At 57.5% G+C, this 22,310-nt stretch carries 12 protein-coding genes; 3 read left to right on the top strand and 9 right to left on the bottom strand.

The genetic code is table 11. From position 1 onward, the window contains the following. Positions 1-34: 34 nt before the first annotated feature. From ACSVIE_RS12240 to ACSVIE_RS12210, 7 genes are all read right to left on the bottom strand, one after another. The gene (locus ACSVIE_RS12240) at positions 35-1,723 is read right to left on the bottom strand and encodes an NERD domain-containing protein (protein WP_442424008.1); all 1,689 of its coding nucleotides are present in this window, start codon (positions 1,721-1,723) and stop codon (positions 35-37) included. 5 nt (positions 1,724-1,728) lie between these two features. Then, positions 1,729-4,920, bottom strand: coding sequence for a UvrD-helicase domain-containing protein (locus ACSVIE_RS12235; protein ID WP_442424007.1), 3,192 nt, complete (start codon positions 4,918-4,920; stop codon positions 1,729-1,731). Further along, positions 4,917-7,559 (bottom strand): PD-(D/E)XK nuclease family protein, encoded by a 2,643-nt coding sequence (locus ACSVIE_RS12230; RefSeq protein WP_442424006.1) that lies wholly within the window; start codon positions 7,557-7,559, stop codon positions 4,917-4,919. Before ACSVIE_RS12230 ends, ACSVIE_RS12235 begins: the two co-directional genes overlap by 4 nt. Positions 7,560-7,657: 98 nt before the next feature. Continuing rightward, on the bottom strand, positions 7,658-8,959 hold the full coding sequence (locus ACSVIE_RS12225; RefSeq protein WP_442424005.1) for a TY-Chap domain-containing protein: 1,302 nt from the start codon (positions 8,957-8,959) through the stop codon (positions 7,658-7,660). A 157-nt stretch (positions 8,960-9,116) separates the two neighbouring features. Then, positions 9,117-10,625, bottom strand: coding sequence for a TY-Chap domain-containing protein (locus ACSVIE_RS12220; protein WP_442424004.1), 1,509 nt, complete (start codon positions 10,623-10,625; stop codon positions 9,117-9,119). A gap of 9 nt (positions 10,626-10,634) precedes the next feature. Beyond that, positions 10,635-11,636, bottom strand: a complete 1,002-nt coding sequence (locus tag ACSVIE_RS12215) for a sigma factor-like helix-turn-helix DNA-binding protein (protein WP_442424003.1) — start codon at positions 11,634-11,636, stop codon at positions 10,635-10,637. 119 nt (positions 11,637-11,755) lie between these two features. Continuing rightward, positions 11,756-12,700, bottom strand: a complete 945-nt coding sequence (locus ACSVIE_RS12210) for an ARPP-1 family domain-containing protein (protein WP_442424002.1) — start codon at positions 12,698-12,700, stop codon at positions 11,756-11,758. Positions 12,701-12,754: 54 nt separating this feature from the next. Between ACSVIE_RS12210 and ACSVIE_RS12205 the strand changes: the two genes are divergently transcribed. The 3 genes from ACSVIE_RS12205 (at position 12,755) to ACSVIE_RS12195 (ending at position 15,906) form a co-directional block, all read left to right on the top strand. After that, a complete protein-coding gene (locus ACSVIE_RS12205; RefSeq protein WP_442424001.1) occupies positions 12,755-13,459 on the top strand; it encodes an NUDIX hydrolase in 705 nt (234 codons plus the stop codon). Between the two features lie 65 nt (positions 13,460-13,524). Continuing rightward, positions 13,525-14,736: a hypothetical protein gene (locus tag ACSVIE_RS12200; protein WP_442424000.1), complete on the top strand. Its 1,212-nt coding sequence runs from the start codon at positions 13,525-13,527 to the stop codon at positions 14,734-14,736. 42 nt (positions 14,737-14,778) lie between these two features. Further along, positions 14,779-15,906, top strand: coding sequence for an HNH endonuclease (locus tag ACSVIE_RS12195; protein WP_442423999.1), 1,128 nt, complete (start codon positions 14,779-14,781; stop codon positions 15,904-15,906). Positions 15,907-16,179: 273 nt separating this feature from the next. Here ACSVIE_RS12195 and ACSVIE_RS12190 read toward each other — a convergent pair whose 3' ends face one another. Both ACSVIE_RS12190 and ACSVIE_RS12185 read right to left on the bottom strand, forming a co-directional pair. Then, complete coding sequence (locus ACSVIE_RS12190) at positions 16,180-18,969, bottom strand: class I SAM-dependent DNA methyltransferase (protein ID WP_442423998.1); 2,790 nt, start codon at positions 18,967-18,969, stop codon at positions 16,180-16,182. Beyond that, positions 18,969-22,307 carry a helicase-related protein gene (locus ACSVIE_RS12185; protein WP_442423997.1) on the bottom strand — a complete coding sequence of 1,113 codons (3,339 nt, stop codon included), beginning with the start codon at positions 22,305-22,307 and terminating at the stop codon, positions 18,969-18,971. Before ACSVIE_RS12185 ends, ACSVIE_RS12190 begins: the two co-directional genes overlap by 1 nt. Between the last annotated feature and the right edge of the window lie 3 nt (positions 22,308-22,310).

Below are 22,310 nucleotides of genomic sequence, written 5' to 3'. Positions count from 1 at the left end.
TCTCTGGTGAAGTATTGCCCTGCCCGAAAGCGTGCTATTGAACTGCGACAGAAATCGGATCCCATGCCTGGGCCCGCGCCAACGAGTGCTTTAGCTCCCGCCCACCACCTTCTTCAAGCACGGCCGAATCGCCAACTACAACCAGCAAGCTCCGTGCCCTGGATAGGCCAACATAGAGTTGCTCGGCCGCTCGGTCCATGTCTTTGAAGCCGTTGACGCAAAGCACGATGACCGACCGTTCCAACCCCTTGAACCCGAGAACGTGCCCGTAGAACTCGCCTTCACCAGAGTGAAACTCTCGCCAGTACTCCTCGGTGGCACCGCGCTCGAAGTAATCCAGATGAACTGGATGCCGGTCCTTCGTGGTAAGGAGCGCGATCTGGTTGTTCGCCCAGCCTTCCTCAATGAGGGCATCCACACAGTCACCGGCCACGTCAAGGGCTGAGTCGCTCGTGCACTGGACCCTCCGGACTGGCAGACCGGTACTGCCTCGTGGCGTGAAGTGTTCACCAGCGAAGGGTTTGAACGTTTCCGCGATCTTCCGGGTGTTGCGTAAGTTCTCGTCGACGTGGATGGGAACGAACGTGGCAGTGGGACCAATTGTGACGTCCGCCGTCGCTCCGCCCCACCTCCGGTAGACGTCCTGCCGGTCGTCCATGAAGGCATACACCTCGCTGTTGTCCGGATCCACCGTGCATGCCAGCAGAGCCTCCCACCACAGCGGCGCGAAGTCCTGGGCCTCGTCGACGATGACTGCGTCCAGTCGCTCGTCAGGATTCATCTCGGCCGCCAATGCCTTCAGAAGGCGAGGCATTTCGACGTCGAAATAGTCTTGCCCGGTGCCGTCGGGCACGCCGAGTCCACGAACATATTCGTGAAATTCGCCGGTGAAAGCTGGCTTCGCCTGCCGCCAACTGGAGACGCGGTCTTGAAGGTATTGACCAAGTCCCTTGTTGTAGCAAAAGAGCCCAACACGTTTGCCCTGCTTGCTAAGGGTCTTTGCCTTCTCCACCGCCAACCAGGTTTTGCCGCTGCCGGCGCCTCCGGTAAATCTCACACGGGTCAATGAGCGCGTCGCCTGAAGGAGAGTCGCCTGCCGCTCAGTGAGGTAGTCCTGCGCATCTTCGTCTTCCCTGAAGTTGGGGTCCTCAACTGAATCACCTCCGAGATCCCCGCTGAGTTGCCGGACGATGCGTTCGAGGAAGGCTGCAGCCAAAGACGTGGCGCCGCTTCCTTCTTTTTCGATTGCGTCGCGGATGAGTTCCGCCGGCGCTTGACACTGGATTTCATCCAGGACCAGCGCACGTGGGCATCCAGCCATTTCCCAATTCATGGGCACTGCAGTGTAGGGAAACGCGACCATGTAGGCGAAACGGCTTGTCAGCGGGGTTCCCAGCTGGCGCCCCAGCCAATTCTTGAACCCGTGCGTAGAGCCTTGCGATTGGGCCACAGGGCTTTGGATCTTGCGGTTGCCGCCCCTGTCCGACTGGTACCACTGGCCGTTCTGCACGGAGACCCGGCCGCCCTTCACCTCGATCGCAGCCATACCAACGCCGGGCCAGAGGACCAGGATGTCTATTTCATGTTCAGCGCGGCCGTCCCGCACCTGAACTGAGTGAGCGAGTACGACGTCGTCGGGAAGACTTCGTTTCAGAGCCTCCCAAACAGAACGCTCGGCGCTTTGACCGTCGTTGAACAGGGGTTCTTCTGGTATGCAGCGCACCTACTTCAGCCCTCATTCCCAAAGTGAATTGAGCTCGGACTGGGAATTACTTCATATATTTGCCCCAGCGCTGGCAGGTGGATCAGTGTCTTGATCACTGTTTTCCCGGCAGCTGCCAATGCCTGTCTGTAGGCCGCCATTTGCCCAAGGTAAGACTCCCGAATGTGCTCCTCGGCTTCTCGCCCGGGATAAGTCTTGTGATCAACGAGGACACATCCCTCAGGTCCTTCGATCAAGAGATCGATCCACCCCTCCATGACACGGTTCTCGGTTCTCCAACCGATCGCGGCCTCCCGATGAACCTTCCACCCGGCGTACTCTGCGTCCAAGTAGGCTTGTAGGCGTTGTCCGGATTCAACCAATAGGTCTGCGCTAACGATCTGATGGACGCCCCAGCGATTAACGATCGTCTCAGCAAGTTGCACCTGTGCACCGTTATCAAGGGAAGAATACTGTGTGCCCAAGTATGCGTGGACAGCGCTACCCACTGCCCCCCACTCTTCAGACCCGTGTTCAGCCAGCCTGGGACCGAGCTCCGAAGCCAACAGGACTTTTGCTTCATATCCAGAAGACAGTTCGGAGCTTGCTGTGAGTCGTGACGCCAAGAAAACCGGCAGCGGCTGTGGGTCCTCTGGATCAGTGAACTGGGGCCGACCCAATGCTTGTTCGGTCACGGCTTCTTGCACGTCAAGCGACATGATCCGAGCAGAAAGCGGAGGGCTTCCCGCAATGTTCAGCAATCCACCTTCGGCCTCTCCTGACCAGGACATCAGCGACGGAACACCCATCAGGTTGAGAAGCTGGGGCTGATTCGACGCGGCGGTCAGGATGGTGGTTTCTTTAGCGCGGGTCATGCCTACGTACATGAGTCGGCTCATGTTGTTGCGTTCCCTCAGCTCGGCATCCACAGCGACCTGGCTTGTTTGGCCGGCGGTGTCCAGGGGCGAAGCTTTGTACGGGAACGGACTCGGCCAAAACCTTATCCATCGATCCCGTAGCGGATGTTCGAGGTCCAGCTCTCCGTCCTGCTCGACTGCCGTGCCGAAGGCGGCGAAGCGTAGGTCTTTATCCAGAGCCTCCATGACGACTACTGGCCATTCCAACCCCTTTGCCTTGTGATACGTCATTACATTGACCACATCCGAGCCGGCGTTGTCCGCCGACTGGTGATCGTCAGAAGCGAAGAACGTCAGGAAGCCTCGTAGGGTCCCTGGCGCCCGGAGGGCCAGGCAATGCTCGTAGTATTCTTCGATGGCGCCTCTCATGGCGTAGAGATTCCGCAAACGGGTTTCGGGAGACGTCCAGGACTTTATGAGATTAGTCAGCCCGAGCGCGCCAATGACGGCCTCGTAAATCTCAAGTGGTGTTGCCGTCGCGGCTAGGTCTCGAATAGGGGCAAGAGCACGGACCTGGGGCTGTTGGGCCCACTCGGAATGGATGGGTTCAGGTTCGACGGCGGATAGCAGTTCCTGCTGCCAGGTTCGGTTGGAAGGGTGGCCAGGATGCAAGGCCACTAACTCCGCGAGTGCAATGGTGTCTCTTTCGTCAGCCACGAAAGCCATTCCCGCACGTGCGAGCTGAACTTCCCGGGCATCGTTGAGGCGGCGCGGATTGCGCGTGGCGCGTATGCCCAAGTCGTCCAACGCGGCCGAGATTGCGTCAACATCTTTGTTGGAGCGCGTCAGAACGGCGATGTCAGCGGGCTTCAAGTCGTTACGACGGTTGAGGAGGTCGGCTACACCGGCAGCTGTCGCCAGAAGACGCTCGCCGTCGTTCTTCTGCGTGCGGACCCAGGCTTCCAAGCTCCCCTTGGACCAGTCCTTATGCGCAGCCGGCATATCCAGTCGAACTGAGTCGGCGGACAGCTCTTGGGTTCCGAAGACGGGCACAAAGACTGCGTTGGACAATTCGATGACGGCTGAGTGCGACCGCCAAGATTCTGAAAGCTGGCGCTTGCTTGGCACCTGGTCGACCACAGCTTGCATGAGGGAAGGATCCGTGCCGCGGAACTCGTAGATTGCTTGTTTGGGATCGCCGACCCATACGGCTTCTTTGACCAAGCTGCTCAGTTGGAGGAAAAGCTCAAGCTGGAGGGGACTCGTGTCTTGGAACTCGTCCACCACAAGAAAGCTGATTCTTTGAGAGAAGGACGAACGAAAAGCAACGCTGCTTCGTGCCAAATCGAGAACGAGGGTTTCCTGGTCGACGAAGTCCATCAGACCGTGAAGACGCTTAAATTCCGCGTACGTGTCCAGGCAGGCGGCAGCGCAGGAAAATATCCTACGAATGTACTGCTCAATGTCGGCATGGAATGCGGGGTTTGACAACAGATCTTCGCGTATCCGAGTTTGAAGTTCTCGGAAGATTTTAGCGATGGGCGCGGCCGGCTTCGATGCTACGAAGCCCCGCCATATCTCCCAAGGAGTCTCGTCTGCAGTTACTGCTGAGTCGATCTTCTGAAGGACCTTGGGATATTGATCGATGAACACCCCGGAATCGATTTTTGCCGGCTTGCCTTCGGCGTCGATTCCTGTCTTGGCCAATTCCTCTAGCTCTCCACGTCCAGCTCGCATCTCTCTCAGCCAAGCTGGACGTTCATCCTCGGTAGGTTCATCGAGGAGTCCACGCATGCCGGACCACGACCGGTCTGCGCACAACGCCAGATCATCAGACCTGAGGAGGTTGGTCCGTGCCGCGTCGACGATGGATCGGACAGTATCCTGCCAGGTTTGCGAGTCATAGGGTGAGTCTTCGTGGGTCCCCATACGGCGGGCAATCGGCAGAATTCCGCTCGCGTGGTCAGCGAGAACAGAATCAACGGCTAGGTGGAAAATGCTTGTGAGTTGTTCTTCCGGGATGACCTCAAGTGCAGGCGACAAACCAGCATCTATTGCGTACTCCTGCAGCAGTTGACCACACACACTATTAACGGTGCCGATGAGACTTGCGGGAAGTTGTTGGGCGGCAAGTTGTAGTGAATGGGCGAGCGAATCGTCGGCAGCGGCGGCCTGTTCCAACAAGCGGGAGTTGATTCGTTCCTGGAGTTCTGCAGCAGCCTTCTTAGTGAAAGTTGTTGCCATGATTTGAGTGGCGTTCAATCCGGACTGGATGCGATCCGTGATCTCCGAGGTCAAATGATACGTTTTTCCTGTCCCGGCGCTTGCCGAAACCATCGTCACATTGCCGAGGACAGTCATGAAAAGTCTCCTTTCAGGCCGCACAGGACTCCCAACTCGCAAAACCGGCAGGGCGGTTTGATGTGGTGAAGACCGTTGTCCTGCCACGCCCTTTCGCGACTCGGTTCGCCTTCGGAGCGCTTGTCGTCGGCTACCTGAGTCGCCGTGATGCGGCCCTGTGCTACTTCATCGATGCTGAATTCAACGGCCTTCTTGGCGCTGTCCCAAAGAGCGTTTGGCTGGACTGCTCTCTGAATCGATGGGCCGAATAGTGAGTCCGCCGAGATAAATGACCCCTGCTTGAGCATGTAATAAGCGGTGGGATCATCGACGGTGTCTGGACCCTCATGCAGCGCCCACTGGTAGAGCGCAAGTTGAAGAGCGGTGCCACTGGCTATTTCTTCGCGCCGGTACTTCTCTTTGTTGGACCACTTCAGGTCGATGACAACCGTCCGCCCTTCGCTGTCGAGGCCGACAGCGTCGGCACTGCCACTAACGGCGAGCCGGTACTCGCCCTGTGAACCAACTAGTTCAAGATCCTTCTCGAAGCCAAGTTCAACCCCTTGAAGGGTGATTCCGCCCTTGGACAGCTGGCGGAAGAAGGTGCGAACAGATTCAACCAGGATCTCCGCAATAGCTTCGCGTCGGCGCTGATGGCCGGGCAGCAACAACTCGGCTGCATATTGAGGCATGAGTGAATTGATACAGCGTTGGATTTCTGCATCGTCTGGAATTGCCCTGTCGGTGTCCCGGAGCTGGCTGTGGAGAATCTCGACCACTTTATGGGCAAAGGTCCCGAGCAGAGTGTTGTCCGTGGGAATCGCAGCCGCGTTAGTCGATTGCAGGTTTGACTTCCGCTCCATCACCCAAGCGAAAGAACAACCCAGCAGCTTCGCGAGCTGTGAGAAGGACAACTGGTCCGGCTTCAACGACGGGTTTGCGCCGACGTCGTAGATTGCAGCGGGGGGAGTGGGCGACAGCTCTGGAGCGGCCAAGAGCTGAGCCGAGCGGCCTGCAAAATCCCAGAGCCCACCACCGGTAGTTAGCTGGTCCGGCGTGGATCTTAGCTCACGGGCGCGGTCCGTCAGCGGCTTGGCTGCATCTTCTGGACTTGTTGTGGGCTGCGCGGAAACAAGGGCTTCGAGCAAACCCGTTCCCTCCGTACGTGCGCCGTGGGCCTGCTCGACTTCGACAAGAATGAGGTTCTTACAGTGAGCAGCCGACGCCGTGGTTTGCTGGATGGCAAGAGCCGCTGTGTCCTCTGGAGCAGGCAGACTGACTCCGACCTTCTTCAGTGTTGATACATCGTGGGCTTCCCACCGCCGTCCGGGCGTGAGAGCGGCGTTCTTGAAACCCCACCACACGGCATACTCGACGTCGTCAGAAAGCTCCGTGAGGTGAGTCAAGCGCAGCCATGGACTCGCTTCTGGGGCGACTATCGAGCTGGACTTCGGTGTGATGACGGAACTAACAATTCGTCTCACATCACGCTGAGATACTTCCGGGAGAGGGGATAGAAGTCCAGCGATCTGCTGGAGCTGCTCCACGGTCCCTTGCAGCGCTGGCCTACTCCTTGAAAGGCGACGAAGCCGTCCGAGTAGCCATGTGGCCTTTTCCACCAGAACGGTTCCGGGTGCTGTGTCGCCGTTGATGAGGTGCTCATTGAACATATTGTCGAGATCACTGGCCCACGAAGGACCCAAATCTTTGTGATCTGCGATTTTCTTCAAGGCTTCGTGCCACACCTCGCTGCCGACGCCCGGAGCCTTCTGTAGCGCTTGAAGCAGGTACCTTGCGGCCCGCCGTTTGATGGGAGTCCCAGGCAGGGCGAGGAATTCCGCGAGCAAGCGGACGTTGATGGGTCCCCAAACGACCTCGAAAAACAGAGGGATGATTTGATCATTTGCACGCCAACTGGAGTATTCTCCCACCCCCAAACGCGGAAGCCCCCTGTCAGCCAGATAGTGGTCGAGAACGGATGTGTCGTCTGAGCACACCATTGCAGTGTTCGCATTGTTCCCAGCAGCCAACCAGCGAGCGACGTTTTCCGCGGCGTCCCACTCCGTTTCTGTCGTCAGAACGTGAAGCTGTGGTTGCGAGCCATCCACAGCCTTCTCGCTGACAAGAATTCCTCGGCCTTTGAGAAGCGAAAAGATGTCCTGCCAGATTTGCGGAAAAGTGGTCTCGGCATGTTGAAGGATCACCTGGTCGATTCCAAGAGGAAGTGGCGAAAGCAGCGCCGTCGGCAAGTCCCGGATGTCGTCGGCCAAGGCTGGAGGGAGATTGCCATTTGCGGCCTCCACTTCCGCCAGCGTTCGCAGAAGTGGTGAAACTTCGGCAGCGGCCAGAGGGGCAGCAGGGAGATCACCGGACCACCCATTGCTAACGGCGTCGTCGCGGGCCTCCAGAAGTTCTGCGGCTGTTGACCACGGGTCAACCGCAAGCGAGCTGTGGAACCATTTGTCTTCGCTATCGATAGACAGCAGACGTTGCAAGTATTGCCCCACACGATGAGCGTGCAGGGTATCCGGCCGTGTGAGTCCGAGCTTGGTCAATAGAAGGTTGGTAAATCCCTTGCGCCCAACTCGAACGCGGTTCAGGCCCGGATTGCTGAATGCCCAAGGCGCACGGTCCAAGAACCAGCCGAACTCGACGATCAATGTTGCCCCCAATTTGCTTGTTTGGTTGTTGTATCACGCTTTTAGTTGTCCCGACCTACGTTTCCACCTGATGAACTCGCTTCCGTAAGGACGGACGCCTAGTAGGGTCTTTCGTTGTCGGGCCGGGCCGGCTGCCAATGGAGTTCAGCGGGAGTCCGGAGCCCGAACGCATGCTGCAGGGCTTCGAGGATTTCATGGCCAGCTTCGCTTGGATTACCGAGGTTGTTTAACAGGTCGGACGTCGTGCAGTCCGCGGATCGCCAACCGCGCCGAACCATATCTTCTTTGTCGAAACTTATCTCGCCTGCGAGAGAATACGCCGGCCTGATCTCGCACATTAGGTCGCCATCGATAATCCGCGCACGAGCCTGGAGAGGCGGACCTGCCAAGGTCTCTTTCCTGTGCTCGATCACCAGCGTCCAATCATCGGACAAGCCAGCCAAAGCCTCATTGAGATCTTCTCCGGCGGCCGCCCATTTCCGTTCCAATCGATTCCGGGCGCGATAGTCTTCTGACAACGCGCTTATCTCGTCATCATCGGTAAAGTACGCCGCTGAGATTACTTCCTCCCAAGTATTGAAATGTCTTCTGATCTCGATGGGAGAGGGACGCTCGCGTCCCGCCGCTGCCTCGTTGATGACCCAGGTGTCGTAAGTGGATACGTCCTTATGGAAGAACGGGGATTCAGGATCCGAGCAGGCATCATTGAAGTCTCGCGCGGCCGCGTCGAAGTCCAAGTCCTCAAACCTTGCTGCCGCCCCGTTCATGCTGAGGCCTACCGCGTTGAGGGTTTCTTCCCACGAGCCATTACCCACACGGCGCCGAAGATCCTGGGCCTGATAAGGCCACGTCGTGCTGCCTCCAGTAGGTGATTCCAGACCTTCCAGCGTTTCCCCATAAGCCGTCATGGACGGGCCATAGAGCTCGTCGGCTTGGGCTTTGTGGCTGGTAGCTTGAACGACGGCCAGTATTTCAGCAACCCGGGTGTTGCTGAGAAACGAGCCAAGGTTGTCCCTGGCTACCCGAACGTCATCTGAAGGCATGTTGGCCAAGGCGGCCATGTAGTCAGGCTCAATGCGCAGATGGACACCAGCCATGTAGAGGAGGCTCAATCTGTCCAGCAGGGCAATGGGCTTCGGGGGCGATACCCACTCCGAACTGTTTGCCAACCAGCGGTGATTGCAGAGCAGCTCCACGGAGATTTCCTTATCTACGGAACTGCCCAAGGCCTCAAGGACTTTGGGAATTTCGGAGTGGTGTACTCCAGCAGTAAGGAGCTGTTGGATGGTTTCCTGTTGATCCGCCAAAAGGTTGGCGGTCTCGCGGCTGCGCGCCAAGAGGGATCGTGAGCGAGCCAGTTCCCCGCGTTCGGCGATTCTGCTGCCCAGGCTTGCCAGCATTTCGTAACCGCTTGTATTTGCTTCTTTTGCTATCTCCGACAGTGGTCTGCCGGCCCGATATGCTTTGGCAGCCTTGGCTTCGGGAGTGGGGCCTGTGGGCCTTAGAGGTAGTCTCATGGCACGCTCGGAATAGCTGATTTGTCACTCATTCCAGCTCTCAACTCGCATTCCTAAGAGTCTGGACCGCACCGTTCAGCGCATCGTCTAGGGTTACGCCACCGTCAGGTCCGTTGCCAAGCGGGAATTCTCCGGTTGACCACCGGAATTTGGTGACGTCAGGGCACTGCCGTCCATGGCGCAGGGCGGCGATGATCTGATGTCCGGCAGCGTCAGGCGAGACCTGGGACTTCCACCAGTTGGGGAAGTCGGTATCTGGCTCGGACCAGCCATCGTCCGACAGGAACTGCCGAGTTATTGGCCAGTCCGCAGCAGGCAGGTATTCCTCGGAAACGACCTCGCACCAAACACCGTCCGCGCTGGGGGTTGCCTGGGCGTAAGGGCTGTTTGGGGTGTTGTCGCCGAGGTCGTACTCCACGCGCAGGAAGCTGTTCCAAGGCATCCGCGCCAGGAGTTCGCTCACAAGGTTCCCCGTTCGATGCCAGTCATCATCTCCGTCTTGCCGATCGCCGTCGATGTCCAGTTCGCATTCCTCACGTCGAGCCTGCTCCAGCAGGCGCGACTGAGCGGGCTGAATCTGCACTTCGGTCACGTCGCTGCCGACGCACAGTTCGATAAGTTCGTCCCAGGACACACCAAAATGACGAACGATCTCGACCGCGGCCGGTCGCTCAATCCTCATTCCTGCCTGCGCATACACCCAGAGATCGTAGGTTTCCACGCTCATGGAGTAACCACACATCTCGCACTCATCAATGAATGCATCGAGGGAGTCTTGGTGTTCGGTTACGCTAAAGAGATCCTCTGAGCTACAAACTTTCAGTCCCACCATGTCCATAGCTTCCCGCCAGCTGCCCCTTCCGTAACGATTGACGAGGGTCGCCGTGGGGACCGGCCAAGGGTCGCTCTCATCAAGGGATACCCGGCCAAAGCGGCGGGAAATTTGCCCTGCGACTTCGTCGTATTCGGAGTATGAGAGGTTCTTGATTGTTTTGGCGCGGATGGCCAACGCAGTGGTCTCAGAGACAGCGAGGATTTCGGACAGCCGCGTATAGCTTGTGTCGGGCTTTACGAACTGCCGGAAGGCGGCAATCGCGTCCAAAGGCATCGTTGCCAGTGCAAGTTGGTAATCGGGTTCTATGCCATGGTGCTTTCCCAGCACGTAGAGCAGGCTTAGTTTGTCGGTCAGCCTAAGGCCGGGCAACTCACGATCCTCTTCAGGAATTCCCAAGAAATGCATCATGGCCACAGCAACGTCCACATCGATCTCGTTCCCAAGGGCACCAACCACTTTGGGAGTATCCGAGAGGGCGATGCCGGAGTCGTCCAAGCGGGTAATCATGTCGATGTTGGCCCGGATGCTACGCATAGTCAGCGCGGCACGCTGCCAAACTGCCCGCGACCGAGCAAGATCGTCTTCGAGCTCGGCGATATGGTCAAAGATGCCCGACGCATCCAGGCCGTGTGCGGAAGCGATGACTGCCAGCGGATCTCCGCGACGGTAGGCTTCCAGAATTGCTGAATCAGATGCTTCTGCTTTTGCACCCATACCTACCGCCTACCCTTGCACCGCGCGAAGGGCTTCAGACCATGAGCCGTAGACGTTTCGCAAGGACGCACCTGAAGGTCGTTTCCGACTTTCTGCGATCTCCTTCTTGACCCAAGCGTCATAGCCCAGGAGTGTCGCCTTGGCTCCTAACTCCTCTTCGAACAAGCAGTAGTCGGCGACAGCTTGGTCGTAGTCCTCACGGGTGAATTTGACCAGTCCTTTGGGCCTGCCCTTGGTTGCCGTGCCAATGCCCATAGCGACGAGGCACTCGTTCCATCCGCCAAAGCGCTTCATGAGGGTTTGGCCTGTGGGCGGCCAGAGGAAAGCACCTTGCCGTGAGACCAGTCCAAGAGCATTGATGAGCTCCCCGCGAAGCTGGTGGTACCGGTTGGTTGTAATGCTTGCACCAGGGTTCTCGGTGAGATGTTTCTGGGCAGCACCTATGACGCCCAGGATTGTGGAGACATCGTCCGTCGTCGCTTCTGCAGATTCCAAAACGGCACGGAGTTCGGTAATTAGGGACAGCTCGAGATTCACGGCCGCCCATTGTCGATCAGGAGACAGCCCCAAATCGGACCCGAGCAAATACCAGACGCCAGCCGCAAGAGCTTCCTTGGAGAAGATGTCTTCCATCAGCGACTTGTCGAAAACGATCGTCGACGTTCGCAGAGCATCCTCCGCAAGCTCGGCGTCCATAGCGGGAAAGAGAGCTTTCAACCTTTCGATTGCATCCGGCCTAGTGACGCCTCGATTGGCGATCTGGCGCGCCAGTTCGCCGTATTCCGCCATAAATGCATTTCGAGCATTTGTGGCCGCCGCCTCGCGGACTGCGAGTCGATTCTTACGCGACTCTTCGGCACTTGTGCCGCCTACTTTTGCAATGATTTGGCGGACGCGTTCGCGGGTTATGCCGAAGCTCTGGCCGATAGCATCGAGAGTCTCGCCGTCAGCGTAACGCTCCACCATTGCAGCGTCGCGTTCTTCCCGACTGAGTTCAGGAGTTGTGGTCATGGTCATATACCTATCAGGCGGTTCGGACATTATGAGGAAGGCCGTTGCAAGCCGAGGAATTGTGACGGCTTGGGGCGTTCTTTTTGTCGCGAGAACTTATCGTCGACGAACAGCGAAGATCACGCCATCTTCATAAACGGGTGTTGAGTATTCCAGAGCGTCAGGTGCGCGACCTCCGGTTGACGTCCGGGAATCTCGACGGCGGTTCCGGCGCCTTCCAAGGCGCCTCGCAGAACCTTCAGAGGGCGGCTACGCAGCGAGCCGTGGTTTCGGGTGCTGGCCAGCGGGCCGCCGTCGAACGTACCCATCGTCGGTTCCTGAGCGAGTGCGGCGAAGTCGCGTGCCCGCTGTCCGCTCAACGAGCCGCTGTTCAAGACTTGAGCGGGCAAAAGCTCAAGATCCAACAGTGCCGAGTCGACGAGCTGCCGATAGTGCCTCAGGAACATGGTGTGGGTCCCAAACATCTCCAGGAGCAGCGGTTGGGTTCCCAAACCAATGAGAACGCCGCGCTGGCCTTCCATGGGTGCAGCTGCCGTTGCTTCGAATCGTGGCGAGACGGGACGCTCCAAGTGCTCAACCAAGGAGCTGGTGGCGGAGGCGCCTCGCGCGGCGTCGAACCGACTGACACGATTCCAGATGCGGCTTTGGCGATCACTGGCATCGGCAATCCCAACTCGAGACGTGAGTTCCGCCCGGACATTCAGCGGTGCACGCCGAGCCAAGCGGTGGTGACTTTTCTTACCGGCTTGCCAACGCCCGGCCTCCACGCAGTAAGTCTCAATGGTTCGGGTCTCACCAGACCCAAGCACGACGTCCTGGGCGCAGGTGCGGTGCTGCTGCCCACCTTCCAGGAGCTCACCTTCCAGTAGCAGAGCAGGCCGCGGACCATTGTTGGTGACCACAAGCTTGCCCACCTGCGCGCCGGAAGGAAGCTCGTTTACCGCAACGTTCGCGTGCGTGCCGGTGCTGATGCCCAGTTCGCCGCGAGCCGCGGACCATATAGGGAAGATACTGAGGGGTCCGAGGGCTGTGCCGGCACCGACGTGGAGTTGTGGAACTTTCATAGACTTCCTGCCTTCTTGAGTCTTTAGCGCGATTTTGCGCTAATTAAGTCCAGTATGAGTTCCTTGCCTCTTTTGCGCAAGTCTGCGATAAATAGATGTGTGACTGCTCCCTCCAGCTCCCTGCTCGACTATCCCCGGCCATCGGTAGCAGTGGATACGGCCGTTCTCACAGTCGCTGACGGCAACCTTTGCGTCCTCCTTATCCGACGAGGGAAGGGTGTCCGGGCGGGGGAGTGGGCTCTTCCCGGCACGTTCCTTCGCGAAAGGGAGCTGTTGGCCGACGCTGTGCTTCGGTGCCTCCGTGACAAAGCTGGGATCTCAGGGCGTGTGCCCAGGCAGCTGCACGTTTTCGATGACCCTGGCAGGGACGACCGTGGTTGGGTTTTGTCTGTGGCCCACGTTGATATGGTGCCTCTCGCGGCGCTTCGGGAAGCCTTAGCACACGACGGCGTCAGGCTGGTTTCTGTTTCAACGGAGCCTGACGTCCTGGCTCGGTTGCCGTACGGGCATGCGGACATCGTGAGGAAGTCCGTTGAATGGATTCGGGCTGTTTACGCGGAGTCACCGGATCCTGGGGCGTTGCTCGATGAGCCTTTCACGTTAAGGGAACTTCGGTCTCTCCACGAAGTGGTGGCGGGGGAGACGTTGATGCGGGACACGTTCCGGCGGTTCATGGAGCCGCAGCTTGAAGGAACGGGAAAGATGTCAGATGGAACGAGGGGACGTCCTTCGCGGTTGTGGGTGCGCCAGTCTCGCTGAACGCTGGTTCACCAGTTCCTTGGCAGTAGCTCCCATCCGAAACGATTACATGAGAGTGAAGACAGATGAGTGATCATGCGTTTGAGGCAAACGTCGCCTTACGGCTCGCGTTGATGGAGCGCGGAGAAGTCACCGCCCTTCTTGACCTCATTGGTCGATGTTCGGCCGTGATGCGGGACGTCACCATTGAACGCAACCCTGCGATGCCGGACGCTGAATTTGATGAGCTTGCTCGCTTCATTAGGCAAACGCTGGTGCCCGGTACCTTCGCGGGACTTTCATCGGCCGAGTGGCTTGCGTTGCTCGAAAACGAACACCCTGAAGTACCTCTGGTGCTTCGAGGGCTTCTGACTACGGCGGAAAAGTTCACGAGCACCAGTTCGTTCGAGTCGCCGGACGCCCCAGAACTTATAGTGCGATTGCTGGGGAAGCTGGGGCAGATTATCGATTCCGTACACCTGCCGCATCCTGCGAGCGAGCGTGGCTGGCAATGGGCGGATTTTAACGCAGGATGGGCGACGGGCTCGGCTAATGCAGAGTACGAATTACCTTCGGTGCTCCGGGCTATCAATGAGCCGGGAGGACAGTGGCTTCCTCCTCTGGATACTGTTGGCTCCGGCGAACCGCGCCCGCACTTGACGTATTGGTTTGCTCTGTCAGTAGTCGTCCTAGCTCACCTTGGATGGGCGAACCCAATCCGCGGGATAACGACATGGATCAATCGTGGAATGCCAGACGATGGAGCGGTCCTGACGAGTGTCAAGCGATTATTCGGTGCTGAAGTTGCGGCGTTGATACTTAACGACAACGTTGCCGCTGTGGCCGACTTACTGACCCCGAAGGCTCTAGGAGTCTCGGGCGATGACCGTCTTCTCGCATCCCAGTTGCGACAACAGTGTCTTGGCGATCCAGTATGCGACCTAGCAATAAGGCAAAATGAGCGCTGGTCTGTTTTGCTGCTGGGAGGACTGGATGCTCTCCATCTCAAGCCGCATCTAATCGCAATGCTGAAACACTCCGAAACAGGAGTTGCGGGTAAGGCACTTTCGCGCGAATCCGTATCCGGAGTTCGGGCGCATCTCCACGTAGAACACAGCTATGGGTGGTATGAGGCATTGAGTCGCTTGGAGGCCCAGTTGCCAGTGCGCCATGACGGTCGCTCGTGGCGCGTTCGCGTCACTGCTGGAGACTTAGGTCATTTGGGCGAATTTCGCCGGTCACGCAAGACGGGGCGCTGGTTTTCAGGCAAGCACTCTTCGCACATGTTGGGCAATTAGGGCAGGGGCAAGGGCCACGCCTCCTTCCTATATCCTGGCAGCATGAAGCGCGCCTTTCCCGAAACGCCGGTGGCTCCCGGCCGACACATGAGCACGCGTGAAGCAGCGGAAAAGATCGGCGTCAATCAGTCGACAATTATCGACTGGGTGCAAAGAGGCAAGTTTGCCCGCGTCTACCTCGAGTTGGGGCTGGGCGCCCATGGTGCTTTCAAGATTCCTGAAATCGATGTGGACGACGTTGTGGCCACGAGGTCGGGCTCCTGGGACTCCCGGGTTCGACGGGAGGCACAGGCATGGCTTGCTGTCCGGACCAATGACGGTGCAGATGCAATTCATTATCTCGACCTCGAGGATTTTCGAGTAGGCGATACTCGGCTGCCGTTGAAAAGCCGGCAGCGTGGCATCTGGAAGCCGAAGTTTCTCGATGCTGCTTTGTCCATCACCACGACATTTAGACGGGCTGGGCAGGAGCGGCCATACGAAGACGAAGTGGGTTCCGACGGTTTGCTGCGCTACAAATGGCAGGGTGACGAAGCGGACGCAGCTGATAACCGGGCACTGCGCAGTGCCATGGAGAACGGGCTTCCGCTTATTTGGTTCTTTGGCGTAGCCCCAGGCTTGTACCAGCCAGTCTTTCCGGTTTACTTACTGGCTGAGGAGCGCGGAGAACAGCAATTCATTGTTGATATTGATCCTTCGAGTGCAGCCTTTGGAGGCACGGATGGTGTTGAGGATTCCCGGAACCTAGAGATCGTTAAGCGTTACGGAACTCGGATCGCTCGCACCAGACTTCATCAGCGTCTTTTTCGGTCGACTGTCATCAACGCATACGACACACGATGCACCGTGTGCAATTTGCGGCACATACAGCTGCTGGATGCAGCGCATATCATTCCAGATGCTCACGTGGACGGTGCCCCAGTTGTGGCTAATGGGATGGCGATGTGCAAAATCCACCATGCCGCTTTCGATACGGGAATCATGGGTATTAGACCCGATCTCATCATCGAAATACGGAACGATGTTCTCGAGGAAGTTGATGGACCAATGCTGAAGCATGGGCTGCAGGAACGCCATCAGCAACCGCTATTGAGCTTACCTCGGCGAAAAGCTGATCGGCCGAGCTCCCAGGCCTTAGAGCTTGCATATTCTCGCTTCAAAGGTGCATAGGCAGCCGCAATTCCCAAGGTGGCCACATTCGCCACAATGCTGGATAGGACTGCCTCGAATGCAGCTAGACAAAGAAGCGCAAACGCAGTGCTTGAAAAACGGAAGAGGCTTCTTAACGAATGTTATGAGGGGTTTGCCCAGCAACCCCCTCATAACGCGGTAGACCAGCTACGGCTTCCCACGAATTCCTGTAGGTTCGAGATCTGACTCACGGTTAGCTGGCAGAATTAATCCTTGCAACGGGCTATCCTAGTTGCCGCTAAGCTGAGGAGGCTACTGGCCGGTCAGCTCGGCGTATCGGTCGAACAGACACTGCTGTCGCCGTTCCTCGGAGGGCTCGCCGTCCAATCCGAAGAGTGGATCCACCACTTCATCCAAGCAGTCATGTGCCTCTTGGAGGTCCGCCGGCGTCTTATTAGGGTCATAGAGCTTTGCAAGAGATAAACCCGGATGGTTTCCGCGTGCGGCGAGGACAATGGTACCTGCATCAATGACGGCTTGCCGCTGTTCTGGCGTTACCAACTTGAGCGGGAAGTTGTTCCAAACGATCGTGCTCGAGAATCGGTAGTCAGATTTGAGGCGACCTCCAATAGTCTTCTGCCACGTGATGAACATCGATGATGAGATAAGACCGAAGAGGAAGCCGTCTTCGTCGGGGGCTGTGAAAACCGCATCGCTCGCAATTACCTCCGGGCCGAATCGTGCAGTTGTGAAGTATTGGCGGTTTTCGCTAACGACACGTGGGATGCAGAGATATGGGACGGAAGGCTGCCGAATCTCGCCAAATAGGTGAGGCGTTTCTGCGAGTCGTTGCGTACTAAGCCGAGTGCTCGCTGATCTTGTGATGCGTACTTGACTTACACGCTCTGTCAGCAGTGCTGAGCTGCTAATTACAGTGGGTCCTACATTGACTAGCCAGAGGCAGTATCTCTCCTTACCATTGACGAGTTCTTCTGCGCCGCGAAATGGCCGGACGAAACCGAGGGCAGCGTCGTCGCTTTCGATTGATTGGTTTACTTCTGGCGTAATTACGAGGGCCCCGCCATCATTCGGCATTGATCCGAATGCCACCTTTGGGAGCCGGGGCGACAGTGGGCTCGAGCGCTTTGTAATAATAACATTGCGCGCTGGGACGAGATAAGCGTTTAGTGAACTGAACTGCTTCTCAGCGGGGTTTGAATTAGTAGCATGGTCCCAAAGCCTGGCTGGGCCGTGCTCACGATCAAATCCCACAATTACACAGTGAACGGCTGCTTTTCCGGATGCTTCCGATTCCCACGGGAAGGTGTTGTGCGCGAAGCGAATTCTCCACCCTTGATCAAAGAGATGAGGGAATAGAAGGCCAGGCTGCTCGCCCTGGACTATTGAGTTTGTTGTGACAAAGGCGAATCGTGCCTTGCTTGTCTGCCGAAGAAAGTGTGCCGCTACGGCGTGCCAGCCCGTGACGAAGTCAAGATGAGCGACATTAGCCGACTTCCACGCGCTGCTGAGGTCTCGACCCTGCTCTGGTGTACGCGACGCATGACCGAGGTACGGCGGATTTCCCGCAATGACCGTGTGATCGTCGGCCGTAAACAGGATTGTCCAATCAATTCGGAGCGCGTTCCCGCCACTGGGGTCGTCTGGCGTCGACGTCGCGATGGTTGCCGCACGTGCGATTGGGAGGCGAGTCGGTGCCCAGCCAAGGCGATCGAGCATCCGCATGTCGCACTGCCGCTCAATGAGGAACATCGCGGTTTCTGCAATTCGAGCAGGCCACTCGTCGATCTCGATGCCGAAGAAGTTTTCCAGGGACACTTTGGGCGAAAGAAAGCTTCGCCGCCCCAAGGCGTCGGTATCGATGCCGAGGTGGACTTCCAACTGGGAACCGGCCTCGTTTCCACGGCGGTGCTCCAGCGCCTTGAGCCGTTCAAGGATATCGATCTCGAGCATCCGGAGCTCTCGATAGGCGATGACGATGAAATTACCGCAGCCGCATGCGGGGTCCAGGAACTTTACTTTCGCGAGGTCTTCACGGAGTTTTTCGAGCTTCGCGCTCTCCTCCCGATGACCGATTGTCCCTGTGAAACGCTCCCGGAATTCGTCGAGGAAGAGGGGTTCCAAGGTGCGGAGGATGTCACGCTCGGACGTGTAGTGCTCACCGTACTCCCTCCGAGTCTTAGCATCCCGCACGGACTGGAACATCGAGCCGAAGATCGCCGGGGAAATATCAGACCAGTCGGGTTTTGAGGCTTCCAGAATTGCGTCGCGGAATGCCTTGCCAACTGTGTCCGGCAGGTCGATCGGTTCAGCGAAAACGCCACCATTCACGTAGGGGAAATTGGCGAGCGCCGGATCCAATCCTGATCGGTTAACGTCAGGGGTGTCGAGATGCACAAAAAGGTCGTTCAGTTTCCCGGCAATGTCGGAACCGTCTGAACGGGTGTGATTGATGATGAATTCCTGGAAGAGGTTCTTGTCCCACATATCCGTGTCGTCACCGAACATGAGGAAAAGAGACCTCGCCAAAGTCACTGAGGTTTCGTGCTCGTTCACGTTGGCTTTGGTCAAGGCATCGAACATCGCAGCCATAAGCTTGGATGCCCGTTTGGTCTCCCTCTCCGTCTCGACATCAAATGCCTGACGCAACCTTTCCAGCACATCCGTAACCCCAAGCTCGCGTGCTATAGGCAGCGTGATTGTCTCAAGCCGCTTAAGGAGTTTTGGATTGGACTGACCGTTGACGTGGCGATGCGACGACAATCGGTAGACGACCGAGGTACCCTGCACAGTGCGGACAGGCCAGCGCCACACCTGTTGGTGCTCATTGTGGAAAATAACCAGGCGATCCGTGGACTTCGCGGCGATGGCGCGGTCCAGTGCTGCCTGACCATCTGAGTCCGGTAGCTCGGAGCACACCCATACGCGGAGTCCCTTGTAGCTGGACACATTCTTGGCGGTCAGCGATTGCCCGTTACCGTTGTTGGTGGAGATGGTTTGGAGATCGGGCTTCGACCAGCGCAAGTGCCGCAGGAAGAGCGTCTGATAATCGTTTGATTCGGCGAGGTTTAGCAATTCGGACATTAGTCGAGCACTCCCAAAGAACAAATGATCCGCACAGGGTCGGTATCGGACGAAGGAACCACGAGGCGTTCATCCCCGTGAAGTTGGTTAAGCAGCGCAAGAACGTCGTCGTCGGACATCCGGTTGCGAAGAGCGGAACGAAGGCGTTGCTCAGCGGATTGCTGCAGAGGCCTGGCATGCAAGGCCGCAAGTGCCTCCTGAGCCCTAGCGAAGTCCAGTGAGTTCGCATAACGCTCCCACACTCGTTTTCTAACACCTTTAAGGTTTCCCGCAGCGACTGTTTCGCTCGTGAGCGGGCCTCGAACCAGGTCCTTCACCCGTTCGAAGTGATCGGGGCGTAGCTCGGCCGTGGGCGTCTCCAGCTCGGCGCGGAAGACTTGGAAAGCCTCGGCGGGAGTTAGCAGCCGTTCCCGTACCCGAAGACCATCCTGTCCACCGGACGAAAGCGCAAACGCATCGATACCGGAGTCAGTCGATACGTAGCAGGCCACACCGCCAGTTACTTCCTTTGTGTACTGAGAACGCGTCGAGTGAATCAGATCAGGCATGTTCATCACCCGCTGCGAGATCTCCGGGTGTTTTTCTTCCGCAGCAGACCAAACGAGCCATGCCTCACTGACGGCGTCGGCAGCCTCTTCTTCCGTCTCTTCATCGGACAGTGATCCTTGGTAGAAGTTGTCCAACATGCTCACCTCTTTGTCGGTGCCGAAGAATTGTTCATCGGATCCGAACGCCTGTGCTGATGATTCGAGACGGTGTTTGATCCGTTGCCGGAGGCTGATTTGCTCTTCGACTTTCTCGTGCGAAATCAAGTAGACGAAAACAGACTCCGATTCTTGGCCTACCCGGTCAACACGGCCCGCTCGCTGGATGAGTTTGATGATGGCCCATGGGAGATCGTAGTTGACAACGATGTGGGCATCCTGAAGGTTCTGGCCTTCGGAAAGGACGTCTGTGGCGATCAGAACATCAATCGGATCTGCCACATCGCCAACAGCTGCTGAGTGTCCGGGCAGCTTATTGGAGCCGGGCGAAAAGCGGCGGGCGATGGATCCCGGATCGCCCGAGTCTCCCGTTGCAACACCGACGTTGCCGACACCGGCATCGCGGAGAGTTTCGGCGACATATTCTGCCGTGTCTTTGTACTCAGTAAACACCAGGACTTTTTCGCCGGGATGCTGTTCCTGAAGCAGGTCCACCAAGGCATTAATCTTTGAGTCTTTGGTCGGATCCCAGGCTCCGAAGCGGTCGAGCAGCCATTTCAAAGTCCGGTTGTCTTCGTCGAGATCTTTGGCCAAGGCACCGCTGAAGATTGTGGAATTGATCCATTTTGTTGACTTGGGGAGATGCTGCCGCAGGTGATCATAGCGTGCTGACGCAGAGCCATACTCAGACGGTGCTTCGACGTCGTCATCATTCAGAGTTCCAAGGTTATGTTCGGCGATGGTCCCCAGGGGAATGGGCAGGCGATTCTTAATGGCGTACAGGAACAGATCGTTGCGCGCGCGTTGACGCTGCAGAGACTGAATAAACGAGTGCCCCGATGAGGATAGCCGCTTGAAGAGGCCGGTGCGCACGAAGCCCGCGACGTTGCCTCGGCCGGATCTGATGTCATCGAGGATGTCGAGATCTTCTTGGGTGTGTCGATGTGTAGGGGCGTCGTAGTTGGCTAGGACATATCGAGGGAGTCGCAGTGACTTGATTGCATCTAGTGTCTCGTCATCTTCCATGAGCCTTGCGGCGTCGTCCTGATCGAAAGCGTGGCTTAGTGGCCGCGCAATCCGCTGGGGAAAGAAGAAGGGCGTGCCATCGGCAAATTCCAAGTATTCGCTTTGCACGACGCGACCATCCCTCAGAGTGCGTTCGGTGGTTTTTGCTGTGCGTTTGATGAATGACCGTGTACGCCGCACGAGATGGTCGCTCATGAGACGCTTCCAGTCTTCGGCCTCTTCGGAGAGACGGAAGGCCCCGAGGGTGCTCGTTTTGCCGTTCACTTTGTCGGCAATTCCGGGGTCCAGCGTCAGCGCCGCGTTGGGCTGGATGCCGAGATCGTCATCATCGTCGATGTAGAGGCCGATTTGGTTGGCGACATCCTCGAACGCGAGGTTGTAAGGCGTGGCAGTCAGGAGAAGGACCTTGGAATCGTTTGACCGAACGTATTCCTTGATCGCTTGGTAGTCTTGGCGCGTATTGCCGGTACGGAGATTATGGGATTCATCGCAGATCACCAGATGATGGCGCTTCAGGTCAGGGAGGAGCTTCGCCGCCATCGAATATGCAATGACGCGGCCTTGAATATCGTAGGCCTCAAGATGTTCGGCCCACATTTGCTCCAGGTTCTTGGGGCACAGGACCAGGGTGGTGTAGTCCTCGGCGTTTTGAAGCATCGAGGCGGTGGCGATGGCCGTCAGCGTCTTGCCCAGACCAACCACATCGCCCAGCATTGTGCCACCGCGCCGCACGATCCTTCGCGCCAAGATGCGCACAGCGCTGTCCTGATAGTCGAGCAGAAGATTCTTAAGTGAGGTGGGAAGGATATAACCAAAACCGTCTCGAACATCTTGGGACATCAAAAAACAGATCTTGAGGAAAACTTCATACGGGGTTGCCTGCTGTTCGTCAGCCCAGGACTCCTCGATCAGCGCGACGATTTCTTCGGTAACCGGAAGGGAAAACGGATCGTTCCAGTGGGTTTCGAACCATTGAGCCAATTTGGCCGAAGCGTCCTGATCCATGACGTCGATGTTGAGCTCAAGGTTGCTGTACAAACCAGCCTTGGTCAGGTTCGAGGAACCCACGTAGGCCATGGTTGGAGCGTAGTGCCCGACTTCGTTATGAAGGATGTACGTCTTTCCGTGCAGGGGCCGCGCGGTGAAGACTTTGATCTGCACGGAGCCTTCTCGGAGCTGACGTTTGAGCGCCTGAAGGGTCCGCTGGCCTTCAACGCTGGACAGCCCGCGCATCAATTGCTCGCGTAGGTGGCTGACCAAACGGGCTTTTCGCGCCCGGGCGGTTTCAAAATCGGCAAGGTCAGCGTATTCGTTCGGAGCTTCAAGTTCTTTTTGGAGCGAGTCCAGGATTTGCTGCGAGTCGGCCGGCGCGACCATGCCAACAAGGATCCGTGCGATCGGTTCTTTGCCAGTGTCTCCCATCCCGCTAATCATTTCGCCCTGCGGAGTGCGTGATGCTTCAAACTTGGCATCAACGATATCGGCCAGGGAATTCCAGCCGCGGAGATCCATATAGCCTGTAGCGATATCAATTTTGGAGTGCGCTCCGAAGGTAGCACGGAGGCCAGCTCCCAGATGGTGCGCAGTATTGTCGAAGATGGTTGGCATCTA

Source organism: Paenarthrobacter sp. NCHU4564, assembly GCF_052156435.1.
Classification (GTDB): Bacteria; Actinomycetota; Actinomycetes; order Actinomycetales; family Micrococcaceae; genus Arthrobacter.
Note: the sequence above shows the minus strand (reverse complement) of the source record. Positions and strands in the feature narration are given on the sequence as shown.

Bases quoted from the DNA above. Each gene is read 5' to 3' on its own strand.
- ACSVIE_RS12235 (WP_442424007.1), bottom strand. From the start codon at position 4,920: ATGACTGTCCTCGGCAATGTGACGATGGTTTCGGCAAGCGCCGGGACA.
- ACSVIE_RS12225 (WP_442424005.1), bottom strand. From the start codon at position 8,959: ATGCTGGCAAGCCTGGGCAGCAGAATCGCCGAACGCGGGGAACTGGCT.
- ACSVIE_RS12220 (WP_442424004.1), bottom strand. From the start codon at position 10,625: ATGGGTGCAAAAGCAGAAGCATCTGATTCAGCAATTCTGGAAGCCTAC.
- ACSVIE_RS12215 (WP_442424003.1), bottom strand. From the start codon at position 11,636: ATGACCACAACTCCTGAACTCAGTCGGGAAGAACGCGACGCTGCAATG.
- ACSVIE_RS12210 (WP_442424002.1), bottom strand. From the start codon at position 12,700: ATGAAAGTTCCACAACTCCACGTCGGTGCCGGCACAGCCCTCGGACCC.
- ACSVIE_RS12205 (WP_442424001.1), top strand. From the start codon at position 12,755: ATGAGTTCCTTGCCTCTTTTGCGCAAGTCTGCGATAAATAGATGTGTG.
- ACSVIE_RS12200 (WP_442424000.1), top strand. From the start codon at position 13,525: ATGAGTGATCATGCGTTTGAGGCAAACGTCGCCTTACGGCTCGCGTTG.
- ACSVIE_RS12195 (WP_442423999.1), top strand. From the start codon at position 14,779: ATGAAGCGCGCCTTTCCCGAAACGCCGGTGGCTCCCGGCCGACACATG.
- ACSVIE_RS12190 (WP_442423998.1), bottom strand. From the start codon at position 18,969: ATGTCCGAATTGCTAAACCTCGCCGAATCAAACGATTATCAGACGCTC.
- ACSVIE_RS12185 (WP_442423997.1), bottom strand. From the start codon at position 22,307: ATGCCAACCATCTTCGACAATACTGCGCACCATCTGGGAGCTGGCCTC.